Annotated in this window: 24 protein-coding genes; 22 read left to right on the top strand and 2 right to left on the bottom strand. The window is 41.6% G+C overall.

Annotated elements, in window-relative coordinates:
- The first annotated feature begins 3 nt into the window (after window positions 1–3).
- The 22 genes from LZP46_RS06325 (at window position 4) to pyrF (ending at window position 17,261) form a co-directional block, all read left to right on the top strand.
- Window positions 4–426, top strand: a complete 423-nt coding sequence (locus LZP46_RS06325) for an ExbD/TolR family protein (protein WP_180062205.1) — start codon at window positions 4–6, stop codon at window positions 424–426.
- A complete protein-coding gene (msbA, locus tag LZP46_RS06330) occupies window positions 426–2,153 on the top strand; it encodes a lipid A export permease/ATP-binding protein MsbA (protein ID WP_236095031.1) in 1,728 nt (575 codons plus the stop codon). Before LZP46_RS06325 ends, msbA begins: the two co-directional genes overlap by 1 nt.
- Window positions 2,154–2,156: 3 nt before the next feature.
- Window positions 2,157–3,170, top strand: a complete 1,014-nt coding sequence (lpxK, locus tag LZP46_RS06335) for a tetraacyldisaccharide 4'-kinase (protein WP_236095032.1) — start codon at window positions 2,157–2,159, stop codon at window positions 3,168–3,170.
- Between the two features lie 11 nt (window positions 3,171–3,181).
- Entirely contained in the window at window positions 3,182–3,967 is a 786-nt protein-coding gene (kdsB, locus tag LZP46_RS06340; RefSeq protein WP_236095033.1) for a 3-deoxy-manno-octulosonate cytidylyltransferase, read from the top strand.
- Window positions 3,957–4,946: a DNA polymerase III subunit delta' C-terminal domain-containing protein gene (locus LZP46_RS06345; protein WP_236095034.1), complete on the top strand. Its 990-nt coding sequence runs from the start codon at window positions 3,957–3,959 to the stop codon at window positions 4,944–4,946. The genes kdsB and LZP46_RS06345 overlap by 11 nt, the downstream gene beginning before the upstream one ends.
- A 10-nt stretch (window positions 4,947–4,956) precedes the next feature.
- Window positions 4,957–5,298 carry a PilZ domain-containing protein gene (locus LZP46_RS06350; RefSeq protein ID WP_019836532.1) on the top strand — a complete coding sequence of 114 codons (342 nt, stop codon included), beginning with the start codon at window positions 4,957–4,959 and terminating at the stop codon, window positions 5,296–5,298.
- A 24-nt stretch (window positions 5,299–5,322) separates the two neighbouring features.
- Window positions 5,323–6,096: a TatD family hydrolase gene (locus LZP46_RS06355; protein WP_236095035.1), complete on the top strand. Its 774-nt coding sequence runs from the start codon at window positions 5,323–5,325 to the stop codon at window positions 6,094–6,096.
- A 95-nt stretch (window positions 6,097–6,191) separates the two neighbouring features.
- On the top strand, window positions 6,192–6,806 hold the full coding sequence (locus tag LZP46_RS06360) for a TetR/AcrR family transcriptional regulator (RefSeq protein WP_236095184.1): 615 nt from the start codon (window positions 6,192–6,194) through the stop codon (window positions 6,804–6,806).
- Window positions 6,807–6,812: 6 nt separating this feature from the next.
- Window positions 6,813–7,364, top strand: a complete 552-nt coding sequence (locus LZP46_RS06365) for a prepilin-type N-terminal cleavage/methylation domain-containing protein (protein WP_236095036.1) — start codon at window positions 6,813–6,815, stop codon at window positions 7,362–7,364.
- The gene (gene gspI, locus LZP46_RS06370; protein WP_236095037.1) at window positions 7,354–7,734 is read left to right on the top strand and encodes a type II secretion system minor pseudopilin GspI; all 381 of its coding nucleotides are present in this window, start codon (window positions 7,354–7,356) and stop codon (window positions 7,732–7,734) included. The genes LZP46_RS06365 and gspI overlap by 11 nt, the downstream gene beginning before the upstream one ends.
- On the top strand, window positions 7,731–8,354 hold the full coding sequence (gene gspJ, locus LZP46_RS06375) for a type II secretion system minor pseudopilin GspJ (protein ID WP_104851896.1): 624 nt from the start codon (window positions 7,731–7,733) through the stop codon (window positions 8,352–8,354). Before gspI ends, gspJ begins: the two co-directional genes overlap by 4 nt.
- A 13-nt stretch (window positions 8,355–8,367) precedes the next feature.
- Complete coding sequence (gene gspK, locus LZP46_RS06380; protein WP_236095038.1) at window positions 8,368–9,351, top strand: type II secretion system minor pseudopilin GspK; 984 nt, start codon at window positions 8,368–8,370, stop codon at window positions 9,349–9,351.
- Between the two features lie 175 nt (window positions 9,352–9,526).
- Window positions 9,527–10,123, top strand: a complete 597-nt coding sequence (locus LZP46_RS06385) for a 6-pyruvoyl trahydropterin synthase family protein (RefSeq protein WP_236095039.1) — start codon at window positions 9,527–9,529, stop codon at window positions 10,121–10,123.
- Window positions 10,124–10,160: 37 nt separating this feature from the next.
- Window positions 10,161–10,874 carry a uracil-DNA glycosylase gene (ung, locus tag LZP46_RS06390; RefSeq protein WP_236095040.1) on the top strand — a complete coding sequence of 238 codons (714 nt, stop codon included), beginning with the start codon at window positions 10,161–10,163 and terminating at the stop codon, window positions 10,872–10,874.
- Entirely contained in the window at window positions 10,871–11,992 is a 1,122-nt protein-coding gene (locus tag LZP46_RS06395; RefSeq protein WP_236095041.1) for an enoyl-CoA hydratase/isomerase family protein, read from the top strand. Before ung ends, LZP46_RS06395 begins: the two co-directional genes overlap by 4 nt.
- A gap of 28 nt (window positions 11,993–12,020) precedes the next feature.
- Window positions 12,021–12,512 carry a tRNA adenosine(34) deaminase TadA gene (tadA, locus tag LZP46_RS06400; protein ID WP_236095042.1) on the top strand — a complete coding sequence of 164 codons (492 nt, stop codon included), beginning with the start codon at window positions 12,021–12,023 and terminating at the stop codon, window positions 12,510–12,512.
- 101 nt (window positions 12,513–12,613) lie between these two features.
- Entirely contained in the window at window positions 12,614–13,045 is a 432-nt protein-coding gene (locus LZP46_RS06405) for an SRPBCC family protein (protein ID WP_236095043.1), read from the top strand.
- 16 nt (window positions 13,046–13,061) lie between these two features.
- On the top strand, window positions 13,062–13,754 hold the full coding sequence (cmk, locus tag LZP46_RS06410) for a (d)CMP kinase (protein WP_236095044.1): 693 nt from the start codon (window positions 13,062–13,064) through the stop codon (window positions 13,752–13,754).
- Window positions 13,755–13,873: 119 nt separating this feature from the next.
- Complete coding sequence (gene rpsA, locus LZP46_RS06415) at window positions 13,874–15,550, top strand: 30S ribosomal protein S1 (RefSeq protein ID WP_168419003.1); 1,677 nt, start codon at window positions 13,874–13,876, stop codon at window positions 15,548–15,550.
- A gap of 159 nt (window positions 15,551–15,709) precedes the next feature.
- Window positions 15,710–16,015 carry an integration host factor subunit beta gene (locus LZP46_RS06420; protein ID WP_004976773.1) on the top strand — a complete coding sequence of 102 codons (306 nt, stop codon included), beginning with the start codon at window positions 15,710–15,712 and terminating at the stop codon, window positions 16,013–16,015.
- A gap of 17 nt (window positions 16,016–16,032) precedes the next feature.
- Window positions 16,033–16,398: a lipopolysaccharide assembly protein LapA domain-containing protein gene (locus LZP46_RS06425; RefSeq protein ID WP_236095045.1), complete on the top strand. Its 366-nt coding sequence runs from the start codon at window positions 16,033–16,035 to the stop codon at window positions 16,396–16,398.
- A 182-nt stretch (window positions 16,399–16,580) separates the two neighbouring features.
- Window positions 16,581–17,261, top strand: coding sequence for an orotidine-5'-phosphate decarboxylase (gene pyrF, locus LZP46_RS06430; protein WP_236095046.1), 681 nt, complete (start codon window positions 16,581–16,583; stop codon window positions 17,259–17,261).
- Between the two features lie 121 nt (window positions 17,262–17,382).
- Here the strand turns inward: pyrF and LZP46_RS06435 are convergent, their stop codons facing one another.
- On the bottom strand, window positions 17,383–18,288 hold the full coding sequence (locus tag LZP46_RS06435; protein WP_236095047.1) for a lysine exporter LysO family protein: 906 nt from the start codon (window positions 18,286–18,288) through the stop codon (window positions 17,383–17,385).
- 67 nt (window positions 18,289–18,355) lie between these two features.
- Window positions 18,356–19,834 (bottom strand): flavin-containing monooxygenase, encoded by a 1,479-nt coding sequence (locus LZP46_RS06440; protein WP_236095048.1) that lies wholly within the window; start codon window positions 19,832–19,834, stop codon window positions 18,356–18,358.
- Window positions 19,835–19,922: the final 88 nt, after the last annotated feature.

Consider the following 19,922-nt stretch of genomic DNA (forward strand, 5'->3'; position numbering starts at 1 on the left):
TTTATGAAGTTCAAACGCTCGCAAGTTGAAGATATTCATATTAACCTGACTCCAATGATTGACTGTTTACTGTTCATCTTGGTGTTTTTGTTGCTTTCGACCACATTTAACCAATTTAGCCGTATGAATTTAACTTTGCCAGATGCGCAAGGCGTACCACCAAAATCTTATGAACATAAAATTGAAGTCGTGGTAGATTCTTCAGGGCATTATTCTGTCAATGGTCAGGCACTTTCGACTAAGGAAGTGGCAGATTTAAGCACAGCAATTAAACAAATTTCTCAAGATCGACACGATTTAATGTTTATCATTGCTGCAGATGCCAAAGCCACTCATCAAGATGTGATTCGAGTGATGGATGTCGCAGGACAACTTGGTTTCGTCAACATCAATATCAGTACGAAAGTCCCAACTCGAGGTTATTAGTGAAGAAGGATTTACAGGTCTATCGCCGTCTTCTGAGATATTTGCTCCCATTTTGGGGCTTGGCAATCTTGGTGATTATCGGTTTCGCCATTAATGCAGCCACAGAAGTATCTGTGGCAAAACTCTTGGAAAAAATTATTAATGCCATTCAGGAGCGTGACCAATCTTTCACCACACTATTTCCGCTATTAGTCATTGCACTGATGTTTTTCCGTGGTTTGGGAACTTTTATTGGCGGTTACTATACCGCAGTGATTTCACGTAATTTGGTATTCAATATCCGTCAGGAAGTCTTTGCTAAATTGCTGCGTTTACCTGCACAGTATTACTTAGATAATACCAGTGGGCACATTACTGCCAAAATTATGTATAACGTAGAGCAGTTGACCGCTGCATCTACAGAATCGCTGCGTACATTGGTACAACAGGGTTTGATTACACTCGGCTTGCTCGGCTATTTGCTGTATACCAACTGGCGTTTGACCCTCTGTATTTTGGTATTTGGCCCATTAATTGGCTTGCTGATTCGTAAAGCTGCAAAACGCATGCGTCGTTTATCTATTCAAGTACAAGACACCATGGGGGATGTAAACCACGTGGTGCAAGAAACGGTGAATGGTAATTTGGTCGTCAAAGGTTTTGGTGGTCAGACCTATGAACAAAGCCGATTTAAAGAAAACTCTTTAGAAAACCTGCGTCGTGGTTTAAAGATGGTGGCGGTGCAACAATTGAACAGCCCAGTGGTGCAGTTCATTATGTCCATTGCTTTGGCAATTATTATCTGGATTGCCTTACGTCCAGAAATTCTACGTGATATTTCAGCTGGCGAGTTTGTGGCGTATATCACTGCAGCAGGCATGTTGAGTAAGCCAATTAAAGCTCTTACCGATATTAATGAAAAATTACAACGCGGCTTGGCAGCAGCACATTCAGTCTTTGAATTGCTCGATATGCCTGAAGAAGACAATCACGGGACGCTTACACCAGACTTAAAAGGCAATTTGCAATTTAAAAATGTGAATTTGGTGTATTCCGATGGACACCATGCCATTCATGATTTCAATCTAGATGTCAAAGCAGGCGAGACAGTGGCTTTGGTCGGACGTTCAGGTGCGGGCAAAACCTCATTGGTCAATCTGTTAGTACGTTTTCAAGAAGTATCTTCGGGGCAAATTTTGTTTGATCAGCACGATATTCGTGATATTGAGCTGAATAGCTTGCGCTCCCAAATTGCTATGGTCAATCAGCAAGTGGTATTGTTTAACCGTACGGTACGTGAAAATATTGCCTATGGTCAGCTTGAAGGTGCGAGTGATGAAGCAGTGATTGCTGCAGCCAAAGCAGCTTATGCTCATGACTTTATTATGGCTTTACCGCAAGGCTACGATACACCACTCGGTGCGCAAGGTTTGAATTTGTCAGGCGGTCAACGCCAGCGTATTGCGATTGCCCGTGCTATTTTAAAAAATGCACCAATTTTAATTTTAGATGAAGCCACCAGTGCTTTAGACAATGAATCTGAATACTTTATTCAACGTGCATTTGATGCGGCCATGCAAGACCGTACCACCATTGTCATTGCACACCGTCTATCTACCATTGAAAATGCTGACCGTATTGTGGTGATGGATCAGGGACGTATTTTAGAGCAAGGTACCCATCAGGAACTCATAGCGCAAAAAGGCGCGTACTTCCAGTTGCATCAACGTAACTTCGAGGAACATTAATTCATGTCTTTGGCACAATTTATTCAGGACGCTTGGCAGCAACAAGCCAAATGGCTGGTTGTGCTTAGACCCTTGTCTTTATTGTACCGTGGCGTGAGCTTACTCAATCAGAACTTATATCGTTCAGGGATTAAAACCGCTTATACCGCTCCCGTACCTGTGATGGTGATTGGTAATATTACCGTGGGGGGCAGTGGCAAAACTCCTTTGTTGATTCATTTGGTTAAATATCTACGAAGTTTAGATATTCGTGTCGGCGTGATTAGCCGTGGTTATGGCGGCAAAGGACCATTTCCAGCCTATGTCAGTATCGATGCTAATGTAGAGGTCGTGGGCGATGAACCGACTTTAATTGTGCAATCAACAGGCGTGCCGATGGCAGTGGGGCCAAATCGTCAAAAAAGTATTGAATTGCTGCTTTCACAGCATGAATTGGATTTAATTATCAGTGATGATGGTTTGCAGCATTTGGCTTTAAACCGTCAATTGGAATGGATTGTTTTAGATAATAATCGTGGTTTGGGCAATGAGAAAATATTACCTGAAGGTTATTTGCGTGAACCAAAATCTCGATTAGAGCATGCCACGGTGATTGAACATGCAACGCACCCGAGTTCTGAACTAAATATGCATTTGGCTGTTGCAGAGCCATATTTATTGCATCCCGCACAAGAATTAATTTTTGATCCGACCCAAAATTTTTATGCTGTCGTGGGCATTGGCTTTCCTGAGCGGTTTTATAAAACGTTAGAATCGATGGGTGTGACCCAGTTTCAATGCCATGAGTTTCCAGATCATCATGACTATGAAATTACCGATTTGCAGTTTGACGATTCGCAACCGATCATTACCACAGAGAAAGATGCCGTCAAGTTATTGCCACTGTTAAAGCAATATCCAGATTTTCAGCGTGAAATTTGGGTTGTACCTGTAGATGCTGTATTGTCATCGGCCTGCTATGTCACCATACATCAACAATTGAAACACTTGGGTTTAAACCTGCCTGAAAGAACATGATAAGGAAAATTATGAAGCACATTGTTATCCCTGCACGTTATGCCAGTTCACGTCTGCCAGGCAAACCTTTACTGGAAATTCATGGTCGCGCCATGATTTTGCGTGTAGTCGATCAGGCAAAAAAAGTGGCAGGTTTTGATGATTTGTGTGTGGCCACCGATGATGCTCGTATTGCAGCATTGTGCCGTGCTGAAGGTGTGGATGTGGTGCTGACTTCGGCCGACCATCCATCCGGCACAGACCGATTAAGCGAAGTGGCACGTATTAAAGGTTGGGATAAACACGATATTATTGTCAATGTGCAGGGCGATGAACCACTTTTACCTGCACAATTGGTACAACAAGTGGCGCAGTTGCTCGAAGCTCAACCTGAATGTTCTATGTCTACGCTGTGTGAGCCGATTCAGCAACTAGATGAATTTACCCGCGATAGCATTGTTAAAGTGGTCATGTCTAAACACAATCAGGCTTTGTATTTCAGCCGTGCTACGATTCCTTATGACCGTGATGGTGCGAAAGTAGCGACAACACAATTGCATGAACATGCTTATCGTCATTTAGGGTTGTATGCTTACCGTGTGGAATTGCTACAAGAATATGTGACTTGGGAAATGGGAACATTGGAAAAGCTAGAAAGCTTAGAGCAATTGCGTGTCTTAGAAAATGGACACCGTATTGCTATTGCCGTTGCAGAAGCCAATTTACCCCCAGGTGTAGACACCCAAGCAGACTTAGACCGTTTAAATGCAATGGATATTGCCCATTTTGAGCAAGTGAATCACCACCATGCAACGTGATGTAATTGGACAAGTGTATCCATGGCAGCAACAAGTTTGGGAAAGTCTAACTGGACGATTTCCCAAAATGGGGCATGGTTTATTGTTTTTTGGCAAACAGGGGTGTGGTAAAGAAGCCTTTGCACAGCAATTTGTGGCTTGGATTCTATGCCATCAGCGTGATATGCAGTCACAGCCTTGTGGTGAATGTAGTAGTTGTCAGTGGTTAAAATCAGATACGCATCCGAATTATGTCTATATCAGCACCGATGAAGAGAATAAAAAACAAAACGCGAAAATTAAGATCGAGAAGATCCGTGATTTATTACCTTTTGTCCAGCAAACGGTAGATGGGTGGCGGGTAGTAGTGATTGAACCTGCTGAGGCCTTAAATATTGCATCCTCCAATGCTTTGCTGAAAACCCTAGAAGAACCGGGTGATCGCATCGTGATTATTTTGCTGGCAGATCACTATCTTAAATTGCCTGCAACCATTCGCAGTCGTTTACAGCACTTTGCTTTAGACCGTATTGCTGCAGCACAGGCTACGGCATATTTGCAGCAGAATTTGCCTGATTTAGATGCGAATAAACAGCAATTATTGATGAATTTGTCCAATCAAATGCCGTTGCAGGCTCTGCAGTTAGCACAGGCAGAATGGTTAGAGCAGCGTACAGATTTTCTGAAAGATTGGTATAAACTGGTAACGCAAAAAAATATGCCCATGGCAATTGCAACCAAGTGGAACAAGGCGTTGAGCTTTACTGATTTTAGTCAGATGTTTGAATACTTGTTGTGTGATTTAATTTGTGTCAAGCTAAACCAAAGCATTAAAAATTTGGATTTAATCACCGCTTTGCAGCATTTGGCTGAACAATATGACTTGGAAAGTCTGTTTGGTTTATATGCAGAATTACAGCAAGCCAAGCCAATGCTTGAGCAAAACGTGCAAAGTAATCTAGTGCTTGATCAGCTCTGTATTAAGTTAATGAATATTTAAGGGGAACATGATGCAACCACGTATGGGCGGTATTATTCAGGCCAATATTCCTGATGTCGAAACGCTATATTTAAGTTATATGCCATATGTTGTAGGCGGTGGCTTATTTGTACCCTCAAAACAACCTGTGAAAATGGGTGAAGAAATCTTCGTGCTTGCAACTTTGCCCGAACAATCACAAAAAATTCCACTCACAGGAAAAGTTATTTGGATTTCGCAAAAACAAAATGGCATTAAAATGCAAGGCTTTGGCATTCAACTGAGCGGTGAGAAAGGCGTTTATTACAAATCTGAAGCCGAAAGAATCCTTGCGGGGCTTAAGTCTGACAACCGTAACAGTTACACTATGTAGGTTGATTGCTTATAGGAAAACTTCGTGTTTGTTGATACACATTGTCATTTAACGATGCTGGATTTAAGTCCTTATGATGGTGATTTAGATGCAGCAATTGCACAGGCACGCCTAGCGGGTGTGTCTAAAATTATGGGTATCTCTGTCGATTTAGACGATCATATTGCATTATCAAAAATTGCAGCACGTCATGCCGATGTCGGTTATAGCGTGGGTGTACATCCTTGTGAAAATGCCGAAAATATGGCGCGTGCCACTACCGAACAACTGATTGCTTTGGCACAAGCCGACAAGGTTTGGGCTTTGGGCGAAACAGGTCTGGACTATTTTCACAGTACCGATTTTGTTGCGGAGCAAAAAGCCTGTTTTGCACGACATATTCATGCGTCACAAGCTGTAAAAAAACCAGTTGTAGTGCATACCCGCGCTGCCAAGCATGATACAGTGGATATTATCCGTGCAGAAAAATCGACGCATGGCATATTACATTGCTTTACAGAAGACTGGGCAACTGCAAAAGCGGTGTTAGATTGCGGTTATTATGTGTCTTTTTCAGGCATTATTTCCTTCAAAAATGCACAAGATTTACGTGATGTGGCCAAGCAAGTGCCTTTAGATCGTGTGCTTATTGAAACTGATAGTCCATATTTGGCACCTGTGCCATATCGCGGTAAGACAAATGAGCCAAAATACGTTCCGTATGTAGCCAAAGCCTTAAGTGATGTATATGATAAGTCCTTAGAGGAAATTGCTTTCATAACAACACAAAACTTTGAAAACCTGCTCAAAGGACATTAATTTGCATAGTGGAATGATGCAAAAATTTAATGTTGTGGTGGTATATTAAAAATTTCAATTGATTGAATCGTGTAAAGAGAGTTTATCGGGTGAAGATGGATCGTCAGGCTCAGTTTCGAGCAAGAGAAACGTTAATTTTCCAAGTGGCAGAGCAGTTGCTTTTGGAAAATGGTGAAGCAGGAATGACCCTTGATGCTTTGGCAGCAGAACTGGACTTGGCCAAAGGTACTCTATATAAACACTTTCAAAGTAAAGATGAACTCTATATGTTGCTCATTATTCGTAATGAGCGCATGTTGCTAGAAATGATTAAAGACGCTGAAAAAAAGTTTCCTGAACATCTAGCATTTTTTATGCTGCATCACTTGCATCATCCTGAGCGTACCGTACTTTTTCATCAAATTGAAGAACGCCTTTCTACAACGGGTGTTGGCATTGGTTTGTTATTTAGTGAACTATACCAAGTCCGCAAAAGCCGATTACGCATCATTATTCGTATGACTGAACAATATTTAGAATCCATTCACAGTCACATGGAAGTGCGTGATTATCTGGCTTCAATTTGGTCACTTACGCATGGTGCAGCGGCTATTTTAAACTCAAGTTTCTATCAGCGTTATTTGGGCTCACGGGATACTCTGCGCGTAGCCTATATCGACCAAGCGTTGGCGATGCCCAAACAAGCACAATCTTTCGAGCAATTGAATTAATACGCTATGAACACACCACTGTCTTCGGTTCGCGGTTTTACGCTCATTGAATTGATGGTGGTGATTGTCATTATGGCGATTATGGCGTCGCTAGTTTTAATAAATATTGGTGGTGTTGATCAGCGTAAAGCTATGCAGGCGCGGGAAGTGTTTTTATTGGATTTACGTAAGCTGAATCGTGAAGCCAATGATCAAGCGCGTATTTTTGCACTCAATTTGCATCAAGCAACCGATGTTTCACCTGCGCGATATGATGTACTGGAATATCAGCCTTATGCTTCAGAACAACAATTAACCCTGCAAAATAATCAAAAATGGCAAAGCTATAGTGAGTTTAAAAGCAGAACTTTGCCCGACCAAGTTTCTATCCAAATTTTATCTTTAGAACAAAGCTATCCAAATGCTAATAATAGTGAATTGCTGCAAGGTAATGCGCCTGCACTGATTTGGCTAGGTAATGGTGAAGCTAAGCCTGTTCGTATTCAGTTCTATTTAGAACAGCGTCCTGTGGGGGCGGAAATAGAGGTCGATCATTTAGGAAAAATCCATGAAAGCTAAAGGATTTACACTACTTGAAGTTATGGTGGCTTTGGCAATTTTCGCAACAGCAGCTATAGCAATGACCAAAGTGGCGATGCAATATACTCAATCCACCGCCAATGCCATTTTAAGAACCAAAGCGCAATTTGTGGCTTTGAATGAAGTGGCATTGATGGAAATGAATCGGCAATGGTTAAGTGGAACAGAGTCCAAGCAAGTAACTCAACAAGGTGAATCATGGCAGATTGACAAGTCCACACAGCCGACCATTAGCCCAAATGTGCAACGTGTCGATCTTCAAATCAGTTTGTACAATCAAGACACGGGACAAGTTGAAGCAGGCGTGACTTCTTTGGTGTTTTTTAATGCCCGTGAGCAGCAGTCATGAGTACAAAGAAGGGCTTCACTTTAGTTGAATTGCTGGTCGCAATTGCAATTTTTGCGGTGTTGTCAGCTTTGGGATGGAAAGTATTTGATTATCTCGCCAAAGTCAAAGACCGCAATGCGATGCATGAAGCTAATTTAGAGCAGTTGCAAGAAAGCTATCAACAAATTTTACGTGACATGATGCAGGCTGTCCCACTAACGGCCAATATCAAAGGGCAGCAACAACCTGCTTTAGTTTTACAGAATGGACGCTTTAATTTTAGTAAAACAGGGGTGACCGATCCTTTGCAGCAGGGTATTTCACCCCATGAGCGCGTAGAATATCAATATCGTGCCGATGAAAAGAAATTGTATCGTTTAAAATATCGTAATTTGCATCAAACGGGCAATGATCAGCCTGAGTCGAGCGTGATGTTAGATGAAGTCGAAGCTTTTGAGATTGTGGTATTAAATCCAAATGAATTAAGTAGTTGGCCTGAAAGCAGTGTTGATTCGCAGCAAATTGAACAATTAAGGCTACTCCCGAAAGGAATAAAAATAAATTTAACCGTGCGTGACGTGCAATATGAATGGATATTTAGCTTATTGCAGACTGATTTTTTAAAGAAGAAAGACAATTAAAGGCACAGTGGCAATGTATTCAAAATCGACTCAGCGCTTAGGCGGCATTATCAAGTCACAACAAGGCATCGCCTTGATTACGATATTGATGTTGGTTGCTTTAGCCACGATTTTGGCCGCGACCATAGCCAAACGGCAAATGTATACCAGTGAAAATACCGCGTATTTGATGCGTCAAAATCAAGCATTGTTATATGCCAAAAGTGCCGAAGTGTTTTTTGCAGAATTACTACAAGATGATGCTGAAAATGCAGGTCAAGTCGATCACTTACAAGAAAACTGGGCAAAACCAATGCCGCCATTTCCAGTCGAAGATGGTTATGTATCGGGTGTGCTGCAAGATGAGTCGGGGAAATTTAATTTAAATAGTTTGCTGACAACCGAAGACCAAGTAAATGAAAAAGCAAAAAAATATTTTGAAAAACTGTTGCAGCGTGTCGGGCTACCTGCGCAATTAAGTGAAGCCGTGATTGACTGGCAAGATGCAGATGATGAGCCGAGTGGCGCAATGGGGGCAGAGTCGAGTTATTATCAAGGTTTAGCCATTCCTTATTTACCGCCGAATAGCTTATTTCATAGTGTAGAAGAATTAAAACAAGTCCGTGGTTTTGAAGGTATAAAGTATCAACAAATTGCGCCTTATGTAACTGCCTTGCCAAAACGGGATACCACTATCAATATTAATACTGCACCTGCTTTGGTTTTGGCGAGCTTAGATGAAAAACTGGATGTGGTTGTAGTGCAAAATCTACTTGATCGTCGGAATGCCAATTTGGAGCACTTTAGCAATGTAAATGCTTTGTGGGAGCTAGATGGCTTTCAAACTGTCGATAGCGCGCTCCGCAATGAATTTACAAGTTTATTGGGTGTGCAATCACAATATTTCAAAGCCAAAATTGAAGTGGTATTGGGCGAGCGCAAACGTCAATTTAGTAGTGATTTGGTGCGTAGCGAAAAGTCTGTCAATGTTAGTAGACGAAGTCTGGCGCCATTTTAAGTATTAGCATTAACCTTGTGCTGTTATTCGGATGGAAATGCATTGCATATCTGTACTGAAACTGATCATTACGATTTTTGTCTGGCAATCTGCGGGCTAAAATTGGCTTATTGTTCACGTTTTGCATTATAATTAAAAAGAATATCCCCCAAATATTTTGATGACGTTAAGACCCATGTTAATTCGAAAGTTATTTAAGTTTGAAAATGCGCATATTGTGCGTAATTGCACTTCAGACCGCTGTAAGCGCTCGATTCATGGTCATAGCTATAAAGTAGAATTATTACTGAAAGCTTCAAAACTTGATCATGGACAAATGGTGTATGACTTTGGTTTGCTTAAAGGTGTAATCAAAGAATTATTTGATGCCTTCGATCATGCCATTTGTTTTTGGGAGCAGGACGATCCTGCATATATTCAAGCCTGCAAAACATTCAGCGCACGTTGGGTTTCTTTACCCGTATCGCCATCGGCAGAGCAGTTTTCACGTATTTTCTTTTATTTGGCGCAGCAAGTTTTGGCATCGACCATCACACAAAATGGGGAAGGTGATGTGGAGGTTTATTCTGTGATTGTGCATGAAACTGATACAGGCTATGCACAAAGCTTTTTGGAAGATATTGAAAATGCACAGATGGGATTACTGAGTCTGGATCAAATTCATTTTTCTGAGCAAGTACAGACAGAGTGGTCAGACCCGCAGATGTTTGAAAAATTAAAACAGGGGATGAAATTCCAAAACCCGAATGTCGAGTTACAAGTTAAACTTTAAATCACATCATTAGACATCAACAAGGATTGATAGCGGTATGTCTTTTACTGAGCAGCAATATGCGAGCTTAAATAAAATTCAGTTAGATGAGAGTTGGAAATACAATCTAGCCGAATTTTTATTGAGTCCAAAAATGGATGCGCTACGCGATTTTTTGTTGCAGGAAAAACAACTGAATAAGGTGATTTATCCACCAAGTTCACTGATATTTAATGCTCTAAATAGCACGCCTTTAAACCAGGTGAAAGTCGTGATTATTGGGCAAGATCCTTATCACGGACCTAACCAGGCGCATGGACTTAGCTTTTCTGTACAAAGAGGGGTTGCATTACCTCCATCTTTGCGTAATATTTTCCATGAGTTACATACAGATTTAGGTGTGCCTATTCCAAGACACGGTGATTTAACGCACTGGGCAGAGCAAGGGGTGTTGCTGCTCAACAGCGTGTTAACTGTAGAAGCAGGACAACCGACCTCGCACCAAAAGCAGGGTTGGGAAGATTTTACAGATCATGTGATTGATGTGTTAAATCAACAACGTGAGCATATTGTGTTTATTTTGTGGGGCGCATATGCACAACGTAAAGGACAACGTATAGATCCAAATAAACATCTGATTTTGAAGGCAGCGCATCCATCACCATTGGCAGCAAACCGTGGTGGTTTTTTTGGGTGTAAAGTATTTTCAAAATCTAATAATTATCTTAAACAAAATGGCATTGAGCCTATAGACTGGCAGCTGGACGCATGACACATTCTCCCATTTCTAAAGAATATCATCCGGATTTAATTGTCGAAGAAGCAAATAATGGTTGGCGCATTGTTCGTTTGAATCGCCCAAAATCTTTACATGCTTTAGATGAATCTATTGTTTCTGCATTATTGGCAGTATTCCAAGACTTCCATACAGACGATAGCGTAAAAGCTATTTGGCTTGATTCGACCACACCAAAAGCATTTTGTGCAGGTGGTGATGTGCGCAAGTTACGTCAGCTTGTCATTAATGATGAAGTTGCAACTGCAAATAAGTTCTTTGAACAAGAATATGCGTTGGACTTGTTGCTACATAACTATGCTAAGCCTGTTTTAGTGTGGGGTGAAGGTTATGTCATGGGTGGTGGTTTAGGCCTATTTATGGCTGCACCATTCCGTTTGGTGACACCTTATTCGCGTTTAGCTATGCCAGAAATTAATATTGGTTTATACCCAGATGTAGGTGCAACCCGTTTCTTGGCAGACCGTGGCGCGATTGGTTTGTTCACTGGTTTAACAGGTTCAATCATGACTGCAGCGGGTGCTTATGGTATTGGTTGGGCAACGCATATTTGTGATGCACCACGTGCCTCTGTCTTAGAAAAAGTCATTAATATTGACTGGAACCATTATCCTGCAGGGGATTTCCGAGCCATTGATGACACCTTGAACAGCATGCACCGTCCTGTAGGGCCAGGTCCGTTACAAAACTCTTTGGATGTCATTCAAAGCGTGTGTCGTGGTGTGAGTTTTGAAAGTGATTATGAGTCGATTATTGGTTTAAGTGATGCACGTAGTGATTGGCTACGTCAAGCTAGTGAAAACTTACAAAAAGGTTCACCAACCACAGCGGCGTTAACGTGGTTATTATGGCAATGGGGCAAAAAAGTTCACGCTTGGAATGAAGTATTCGAACTGGAAACGCAAATTTCAGACTGGAAAATTCGCCACGCAGATTTTGTCGAAGGTGTGCGCGCACGTTTGGTTGATAAAGACCTTGCACCAGCTTGGCAACAAAATGGGCCAGTGCTGCTCAAAACCATTTTTGCAGACAATCCACCTGTGACGAGCATTGAAAGCTGGAATGAGTTATTGAAACAATACGAAATTATTTGATTTGTATTGATTTATTACTCATATTTAAATGTCAGAACAAAACTATAGCGATGAAGACTGGATGCAGCTTGCCTATGCGCAGGCTGCTTTGGCGGCAGCAGAGGGAGAAATTCCTGTAGGGGCGGTTATCGTCAGTCAAAATCAGGTGATTGGCGCGGGTTATAACGCACCTATTACTTTACACGATGCCACTGCACATGCCGAAATTGTAGCAATTCGCGCAGCGTGTGATCATATTCAAAATTATCGTTTACCTGAAGATGCCACGCTTTATGTCACACTGGAGCCTTGTACCATGTGTGTGGGTGCACTCATTCATGCGCGAATCAAACGGGTGGTGTTTGGGGCAACTGAACCCAAAGCAGGCTCATTGATCAGTGCAAGAAAGCTTTTAGAGTCGGGTTATTACAATCATATTTTTGATTATCAATCAGGTTGTTTAGAGCAGCAATGTTCAGCCCAATTGAGTGATTTTTTTAAGCTGCGCCGTGCGCAAAAGAAACAACAAAAACAGCAATAGTTGATAAATGACCTTCATGATCAAAACCAATTCTGAGTTTTAGGTTTGATTTGCGTTAAACTCAATCAAATACAACCCAGCATTCATCATCAGGCCATACCATGCACGCTATTCAAATTAAAAAAGAATTTAATGCGCCAGTTGCGCAAGTATTTGAATTACTTTCTAAACATGCAACTTATAATATCGCATTTGCACCAATGCAAGTGGTACGTATTAAAGATTCTGCTGACCCTGAACGTCCAGATGGTGTAGGTTCGGTGCGTCGTATGGGAATTGGGTCGATTAAACCTTTACAAGAGCAAATTACCGTGCTTGAACCGAATCAGCGGATTGAATATAAAATCATAAAAAACCCATTGATCAAACATCATTTGGGTACACTTGAATTTCAGCAAGTGGCGGATCACAAAACCCTAGTCACGTATCGCATTGAGTTACAAGTACGTGTTCCATTTGTGAGTAAAGTTATTCTCGCTCAGTTGAAAACTGCAATTAAAATTGGTTTATCCAAACTTGCAAAATCTCTTTAATCATTTCGGAAATATCATGACGGTTCAAATTATTACCATTGATGGCCCTAGCGGTTCAGGTAAAGGCACACTTGCGGCAAAATTGGCAGCACATTATCAATTTCATTTGCTCGACTCTGGAGCGTTGTATCGTTTATTGGGTTTGGCTTTGCATAAGCAGGATTTATTAGATCAGCTTGATACTCAATTGAATCAATGCGTTGCTATTGCAACACAGCTTAATATTCAATTTGTGAGCCAACTAGATGGCACACGAGTGTTACTTGATGGTGAAGACGTCACGCAAACCATACGTACCGAACGTGTGGGGGAATATGCTTCAAAAGTTGCAGCAGTACCTGAGTTGCGCACAGCATTACTTGCACGTCAGCATGCCTTTGCTCAAGCACCGGGTTTGGTTGCGGATGGACGCGATATGGCGACCAGTATTTTTCCAAATGCACAGGCTAAAATTTATTTAACTGCTTCGGCAGAGTCGCGAGCACAAAGACGTGTAAAACAGTTGCAGGGTATGGGGCTGGATGCTAAAATAAGCGACATTTTAGCGAATATACAGGCTCGCGACAAACGAGACATGGAGCGCACAGTTGCTCCGCTTAAGCCCGCAGAAGATGCCTACATCATTGATAGTTCTGAGTTGAACATTGATGATGTATTTGCATTAATGACGGCTTATGTCGATCAGAAGCTTGCTATTTGCCGCGCTTAATCGCGTGAAATAAACTTATTCAGCGAACGCATAGCTTGATCAGTTCTATATGGACTATGTAGACGCTTAACTAAACCGGCCTTGTCTGATCCAAGACCGCTGACTTTATCAGGTAAATCATGACCGAATCTTTTGCAGCCCTCTTTGAAGAAAGCGAATTAAACCTCAACGTTGAAAAGGGTGCTGTCATCCAAGGCGTTGTAGTAAGCATCGACTCTGACTGGGTAACAGTTGATACTGGCCTTAAATCAGAAGGCGTTGTTGACCGCGCTGAATTCTTAAACGAACAACGCGAACTTGAAGTTCAAGTTGGTGACACCGTTGATGTTGTTGTTGAAGCACTTGACAACGGTATGGGCCAAACTGTTTTATCACGTGAAAAAGCGAAACGTGCTGAAACTTGGACTAAACTTGAAAAAATCTTTGAAGACGGCGAAATCGTTACTGGTGTTATCTCTGGTAAAGTTAAAGGCGGTTTCACTGTAGACATCGGTCCAGTTCGTGCGTTCTTACCAGGTTCTTTGGTAGACACTCGTCCTATCCGTGACACAACTCACCTTGAAGGTAAAGAGTTAGAGTTCAAAGTTATCAAACTTGATGCTAAACGTAACAACGTTGTTGTATCTCGTCGTGCAGTTATGGAAGCTGAATCTTCAGCTGACCGTGAAGCGCTTCTTGCTCAGCTTGAAGAAGGTCAAACTGTTACTGGTACGATTAAGAACCTTACTGACTACGGTGCATTCGTTGACCTTGGCGGTATCGACGGTCTTCTTCACATCACTGACATGGCTTGGAAACGTATCAAGCATCCATCAGAAGTGGTTGAAGTGGGTCAAGAAGTTACTGTTAAAGTACTTAAATTTGACAAAGAGCGTAACCGCGTATCTCTAGGTCTTAAGCAATTAGGCGAAGATCCATGGTTAGCGATCATGAGCCGTTATCCTAAAGGTTCTATCGTTAAAGCTCGCGTAACAAACTTAACTGACTACGGCTGTTTCGCAGAAATCGCTGAAGGCGTTGAAGGTTTAGTACACGTTTCAGAAATGGACCACACTAACAAAAACATCCACCCATCTAAAGTTGTTCAGATTGGTGACGAAGTTGACGTTATGGTTCTTGAAGTGGACGAAGAGCGTCGTCGTATTTCTCTTGGTATCAAACAAACTCGTGCTAACCCATGGGAAGAGTTTGCTAAGAACCACGACAAAGGTGAAAAAGTTTCAGGTACAATCAAGTCAATCACTGACTTCGGTATCTTCATCGGTTTACCAGGCGGTATCGATGGCCTAGTTCACTTGTCTGACATTTCTTGGAACGAGCAAGGCGAAGAAGCTATTCGTCGTTACAAGAAAGGTGACACTGTTGAAGCGGTTATCCTTTCTGTAGACGCTGAAGGCAATCGTATCAGCCTTGGTATCAAGCAATTGAACAGCGATCCATTCAACGATTTCTTAGCTGCTAACGAACGTGGTGCTTTGGTTAAAGGTACTGTAACTGCTGTTGACGCTCGTGGCGCAACTGTTAAGTTGGCTGACGAAGTTGAAGCAACACTTAAAGCATCTGAAATCAACCGTGATCGCGTTGAAGATGCAACTAAGTTCTTAGAAGTTGGTCAAGAAGTTGAAGCGAAAATCATCAACGTAGACCGTAAATCTCGCTCTATCAACTTGTCTATCAAAGCGAAAGACGAAGCTGAAGAGAAAGAAGCTGTTGCTAACTTGAAAACTGCAGCTAGCGGTCAAGACAACGGTCCTAAGACAATTGGTGACTTGATCAAAGCTCAAATGGGCAACTAAGTTGCGGGTAAACTGTATTGTTAATGTAAATTAACACATACTTTTTACACAAATACTGTAAACGGTAGCGTAGTATTCAATTATTACGCTACCGTTTTGTATTTAAACAGGTTATTATCAGTTTAGGTAAAAGTAGCTTGATAATTAAAGAGGTCGCAGATGACTACCGAAGCACTTAATAAGTCTGACTTGATAGAACGAATTGCTTTGAAAAATCCACATTTGGCTGAGCCATTAGTGGAAGAAGCTGTTAAGATCATGATTGATCAAATGATTGCATCACTATCGGCAGATAATCGAATTGAAATTCGTGGATTCGGTAGTTTTGCATTGCATCACCGTGAACCACGTGTAGGTCGTAACCCAAAAACAGGTAAGTCTGTAGAAGTTGCGGCTAAAGCTGTACCGCACTTTAAACCAGGTAAAGCACTACGTGATGCAGTAAACGAGTCTGTAAATAAATAAAATTCCTAGGGGTGTTTATGCGTTACGTTCTCGTCGCTATTTTAGTTATTCTATTTGGATATTCTCTGGCATTGGTTTTGCAAAACGGCACTGAACTTTCAGTTGACCTGTTATTTACTCAAGTGCCTGCAATGCGTTTGGGTTTATTGCTTCTGATTACATTGGCGCTCGGTTTGGTGCTAGGGTTATTGTTGGGCGTGCAAGTGTTCCGTGTATTCCAAAATAGCTGGGAAATTAAACGACTACGTAAAGATATTGAATATCTACGCAAAGAGCAAATTCATGCAGCTCAACTTGCTGCTGCTGAAGCTGCTTCGCATACTCGTCATGAAAAAACGGTATTAGATGTGCATACTGAGGATCGTTCTTCTAATGCACTTTAAATTACTCTGTTAAGCGAATTGATCATCAACACCTCAAGGTTCTCTTGGGGTGTTTTTTTATGTGTGCCTTTGACGAATGGCTGATTATCGCTGCGATGAGCGATAAGCTTTCTTTTTGACTATCTGCTTGTCACGAATCACTTTATAATAACGACTATTTGTCAAATCCATAGGTAATTCTCTTGAGTATCATTGTTGCCCTCGATGCTAAAAGCCAATATGACGCCTTAACCATTGCAGAACAATTAGACCCTGCATTATGTCGAGTAAAAGTTGGTAAAGAGTTATTTACCCATGAAGGTCCTGCAGTCGTGAAAGCCTTACATGACAAAGGTTTTAAGGTTTTTCTGGATTTGAAATTTCACGATATTCCAAATACAACAGCTCAGGCAGTATGTGCGGCAGCAGACTTAGGCGTGTGGATGGTCAACGTGCATGCTTCAGGTGGTCGCAAAATGATGGAAACCTGTGCGGAGCGTTTAAAAGCAGGGAATTATCATACCCAATTGATTGCAGTGACAGTGCTGACTTCTATGGGACATGAGGATTTAAAAGATTTAGGTTTAGATATTGAGCCATTTGAACAAGTTCAGCGCTTAGCCAAACTCACGCAAGAAAGTGGTTTAGACGGTGTGGTGTGTTCTGCACAAGAAGCCAAAATGCTACGTGAAACTTTAGGACAAGATTTCGCCTTAGTGACCCCAGGGATTCGTCCTGAAGGTTCAAATGCTGATGATCAAAAACGTATTGTGACTCCCAAACAAGCTATGCTAGATGGTTCTACGCATTTGGTCATTGGTCGGCCAATTACAAAATCTGAAAATCCGCGTCAGACTTTGAAAGATATTTTAGCGACGCTTTAATTTTACTATCGCTGACTCTCTAAAAGGAAGATAAGCCCTCTCTCTAACTCTCGCCTAAATAGAGCGCAAACCCTCTCTCCAACTCTCTCCCAGAGGGAGAGATGACAATTGTTGATTCTTGTTAAATCGCTGCCAACACACTTACAGCAATGGGTGCAAGGATTGACAATACAAATCCACTGACCATGGCATGCGGAATATAATCATTGCCACAGGCTTGTTTGACCATGGGCAAAGTAACATCCATTGCAGTTGCGCCTGCTGCAGAAATTGCAGCACGCGGATAACGCCATCCCAAGATATACATCAGCAATATCGCAAAAATCTCTCTGAATAAATCATTCATTAAGGCAATACTACCTAGTTCGGCATTACGAAGTTCAGACACGACAATCCCGCTCATGGAATAAAATCCATAACCTTGTGAGAGCATAAGCAAGTCTTGTAGAGTGATGGGGAGCCAAAGTGCGCAAAGTAGTACCCCAGCAACTGAACCGAAAATACAGCCTACAGGTACCATCAAAATTTTCCAATTCAGCCAAGAACGATCTAAAGGCGAATGAGCGAGATCGAGTCCAATCATCCACATAAACAGCAACAGCAAATACCAAGTGTTGATCTGAACTTGGAACTCCATAAAACTGAAAACTAGATGGAGCAAGTAGCCTGCCAATAGTGAAAAAAATGCATAGCTGATATTGACGCATGATTGAATCAACAATTGTAATGAAACTTTACCTTGTGTTGCTTGCAGCCCCAAGCCTTTGTAAAGCAAATAGCAACACAGAAAAGCACCGATTGATGTGGCAAATGCAATCTGCAAAGCTGTAGATAGAATATGCGATGGCTGCTGTAGTGAAGCGAGCGTTTGTGAAAACTCCATCGCAATTGCAATCAGCAGGATATAGCTAAAATATGGAAGCAGTTGAAACGCAATTTTTTTAATTATTCGTGGAAGGCGTTTTGCCAGTAAAAAGCCAAGGCATAAACAGCAGAGTAATTGGAAAATCAGCCAAAGAGATTGCATGAGATCAACAGGTGGGAGATAGATAAAAACCTGTTGATTATGCCAGTTTGCTTTTAAAAGCGGAAATTTATACCGCTTTGCTGATTAATCTAAAATCACTAGGATGCAGCGACTTGGTTTTTAGCCAATATTTCCAAGTATAGGTTGGCCAAAGTGCAAAGTTTTTTCCACCATCTTGTTGATACCAACTTACACAGCCAGATTGCCAAACCGTGTTATTTAGCATGTCTTGCACATCGTAGTTAAATTGATCTTGTACTCGATCTTTTACTACAATTGCATTGCTCTGTGATTGTGCTACCAAGTCCATCATTTGCAGAATGTAATCGACTTGCGATTCGATCATAAAAATAACCGAGTTATGCGCCAAAACTGTATTTGGTCCAAGCAACTGAAACAGGTTCGGAAAACCTTTGTGGCTAATGCCGTAATAGCTTTCTGCGCCATCTTTCCATGCCTGTTTTAATTCAATGCCATGTTCACCAATGCAGCTAAATGGCTGTAGATAGATACGCGGATCGGTAATAAAGCCTGTGCCATAAATCAGACAATCAATTTTTCGCATTTTACCATCTTTGGTGATGATGCTGTCTGCAGTCAATTCCTGTATTGCATCAGTCACTAATTCGACGTTGTCACGGTTAAAAGTTGGGAAGTATTTATTGGACACTAAAATACGTTTGCATCCCATAATGTAGTCAGGCGTGAGTTTTTGTGCCAATTGTTTGTCTTTGACCTGAAAACGAATAAAGGCTTCTGCCAGTTTTTGGGTATATTTCATCATGCTAGGTTGCATGATTGGAATTGCACGTGATTCATTCGACCAATACAAACGCGCACGATGCAACTTTCTAAACCAGTCTGCTTGTTTAAACAGTTTTTTCTCAATATTCAGATATTTGCGTTCATCTCGTGGAATGACCCATGCAGCTGTACGTTGCATGACATATAACTGTTTAACTTGAGGTGCAATTTCAGGAATGTATTGAATCGCGCTGCCGCCTGTGCCAATAGATGCCACAACTTTGCTATTTAAGTTGTATTGATGATCCCATTGAGACGAGTGAAAAACCTTGCCCTGAAACTTTTCAATCCCTTGAATGTGCGGGATTTGCGGTACATGCAGTGGACCAGAAGCAAAGACTAAATATTGACAACTCAATTGTCTGCCATCTTTTAAAGCAACATGCCACGCACAGTCTTTTTCGTGGTATTCGGTATGCACCACTTCACTGTTAAATTGGCAATATTCACGAAGATTAAACTGTTGCACCACATCTTGAATATACTGAAAAATTTCTGGCGCTTCGGCATAACGTTTTGACCAGTCAGTTTTGGGGGCAAATGACAATGAATACAGATGCGATTGCACATCACAAGCCGCGCCAGGGTATTGATTTTCACGCCAAGTACCACCCACTTCATTAGACTTTTCTAAAATCACAAAGTTATGAATGTTGCGTTGTAGCAAACGAATCGCCATGGCCAATCCACCAAAGCCTGCACCAATAATTGCGACTTGATAATGTGCTGCTGCATCCTGCATGAAGACATCCTTATATTTATTTTGTTTGACTTGAGTTTGTTTGAGTCAGGATAGAATAAGCCAGCATGCGGTAACATGATCGTGCTGA

The organism is Acinetobacter sp. SCLZS86 (assembly GCF_021560715.1).
Classification (GTDB): Bacteria; Pseudomonadota; Gammaproteobacteria; order Pseudomonadales; family Moraxellaceae; genus Acinetobacter; species Acinetobacter towneri_A.